At 51.5% G+C, this 2263-nt stretch carries 3 protein-coding genes; all 3 read right to left on the bottom strand.

Annotation, left to right across the window (positions count from 1 at the left end; all coding sequences use genetic code 11):
• Positions 1-340, bottom strand: a 340-nt coding sequence (locus B5D61_RS25440; protein ID WP_139373515.1) for a hypothetical protein, incomplete at its 3' end; no start/stop codon positions are given.
• A gap of 648 nt (positions 341-988) precedes the next feature.
• On the bottom strand, positions 989-1435 hold the full coding sequence (locus B5D61_RS25435) for a hypothetical protein (protein WP_078816236.1): 447 nt from the start codon (positions 1433-1435) through the stop codon (positions 989-991).
• Between the two features lie 7 nt (positions 1436-1442).
• Positions 1443-2263 (bottom strand): RHS repeat domain-containing protein (locus B5D61_RS25430; RefSeq protein ID WP_139373514.1); only part of this gene is annotated, 821 nt, incomplete at its 5' end.

Here is a 2263-nt window from a genome sequence, read left to right as displayed (position 1 = left end):
TGGCTGTCAGCAGGGCGGAAGCCTGTGGATGTGCCTGGATCGCTGCGACCACGTCACTGAGCGTGCTGGTGATCGGCGGTTTGTCCTTCACACCCGTCAACGCCGTGCGAGGCAGCGGCTGCAGCGGGGTGCTGCCCGCGCCCGTCACCTCCACCAGTTCTTGCGCCGCCGCATCCGCACCCAAAAGCGCTACCAAATCCGAGGCCGTCGTGGTCACTTGCGGATTAGCTCCACCGTCATGGAACGCCATGACATGGCGAGCCCGCAGCACATTTGCACCTCCCCCATTGACGGTGATCCGTGCCCCGATCGTCTCGTGGGCATTGAGATAAGTCCGCACCTGAGCCGAGGTGCTAATCGACCCAGGACCACGCCCCCCATTCGATCAAAGCCGAGGCTTCTTCGTCCTCCGTCAGCATCTCCACCACCTCGTCGATGGTCGTTTCCAGCGTGGGTTGGTTATCCCCCGCCAGTCAGATAAAATTAGACTACATACATTTTGTTAGGTTTTTAAAACCCGCATTCCAGAGCAAACCATACGTCAGGGTTCGTCAGCGACTTCGGCATCAAAACCCAGAACAAAGGGTCTTATCAACTTCGACAAAACGAAGATCCACAAGGCAAGCCTTGACGCCCCAAATCACCAGCACAAGTTGATCTTCGACATAGCTGGGTAGGTCGCGTGTCTAACTGATTTCGTGTGCAAGGGCCTAGGTGCAAGATCCTGAACCAAAATCCTGAACCAAAATCCCCCTAACAGTTGCTCTGGACCAGTGCTGGAGGGTGGCGGGACCGTGCACTGACGCGTTCGGACGGTAAGGTGACAAGCTCATGAGCTCTGCACCAAGAAGCTTGCTGCGGAGCTTTATTTTTGGGAAGCTGGCATGGATGAGGTGGCTGCTACGGGTCATTACTGTTCAGTAGAACACACGCTAGAGCAAGCGATACGATAGGGTTCCAGCGTCTACAACATCAAAACTCGAGGTTGTCATTGTTCACTGTTTACAGGAAAGATTTCCCTCGCCCCCTTCTGCGCAAAAGGAGGGGAATAGCTCACTGTACCTTCGACAAATTGATACGGGAACATTACCTCCGCTGTGTACCCAGACATATGGTCAAGATTAATCTGAATTGCATCAACTTTGTCACCACTTGCTGGAGATTTAATCAGCACATCAAAAACTACTGCACTCGCAATGATCTCGCCTCTCAGTGCCGAACCCTTGAACTGGCTTTTCAAAAAAGCAATCAAAGTTTTTGACTTGGGCCTGTCATTTCCCTCTTCTGATGCGCCAACATGGGCAATCAAACCATCTGCGCTCAGAGTTCCTCCATAGGGGAAAAACTCCCCGTGCTCGTGTAGCATGCGCTTCGCGAAAGGAAGTACCTCCCTCATAAGCTTCTCGCATTCTTCTTTGGGCGTTGGTAATGTCATATAGTTCTTATTTGGGGCCAATATCTGAACGACGTTCGAATTTCGATCCACTCTGAAGCATAGGAGTTGTAATGTTGGTCTTGTCACCTGTCACCACAACATGTTCTTTGCCTTGAGCTGCGGCGGCTTCACGCTGCGCTTTCATCTGCGCAGTATTCGAGAGTGTTTTAACATCTTTAACATCTCCCATTTGTGTCGCATTATTAAAGTCAGGAATAGTGTCACCGTGAGAGGTCGAAAATGTTTCCGTATTCTTCTGATCACCGCGATCTTCCAAAACTTTCCTTTCGTTATCACGGCCTCGTTGACGTGGATTTGTGTTAGGATCTGACTGCCTTAGAGCGTTCTGTTTGCGATCTTCAAGCTTTTTAGCCAGCTTATCAGCCTGCTCTTTGAGCCTTTTCACGGACTGCCCACCAACATCCTTGGTGATTTTTTCCCCTCCTTCCTTGAGAAGCTTCTGACCTAAATCTGTGATACTTGTGGGAGGTGCCGGAAAGCCTGTCACATGTTCAAATGCTTGATCAAAAGCTTCGTCACCCACCTCCTTTGCCACGACCACAGGGCCAGCATAAGCTGCTGCTACAACAACAGGTGCGATCAAAAATGCCAGCGCGCCTGCTTGCGCAGTGTTCCAATAGCTTTGTTGGTAATCACGGCTTTCAGTGATTTTTTTAATCTCCGGATTCCACGCCGCATGTGGATTGTGAGTTTGGAATGCCAATAACCCCTCCGGGTCCCAAGCCGTCCAAGGGTTCTGCTTCACGTAGGCATACAAGTTGGGGCCATCCACAAATCCTGCCGGGTCTCGGCTCAGCCACATCCCCG

Origin of the sequence: Prosthecobacter debontii, from assembly GCF_900167535.1 — a bacterium.
Classification (GTDB): Bacteria; Verrucomicrobiota; Verrucomicrobiia; order Verrucomicrobiales; family Verrucomicrobiaceae; genus Prosthecobacter; species Prosthecobacter debontii.
The sequence above is the reverse complement of the archived record's forward strand: the minus strand, read 5'-3'. Positions and strand labels throughout refer to the sequence as shown.

Excerpts from the sequence above, each read along its gene's own strand:
- B5D61_RS25435 (WP_078816236.1), bottom strand. The coding sequence starts at position 1,435 with ATGACATTACCAACGCCCAAAGAAGAATGCGAGAAGCTTATGAGGGAG.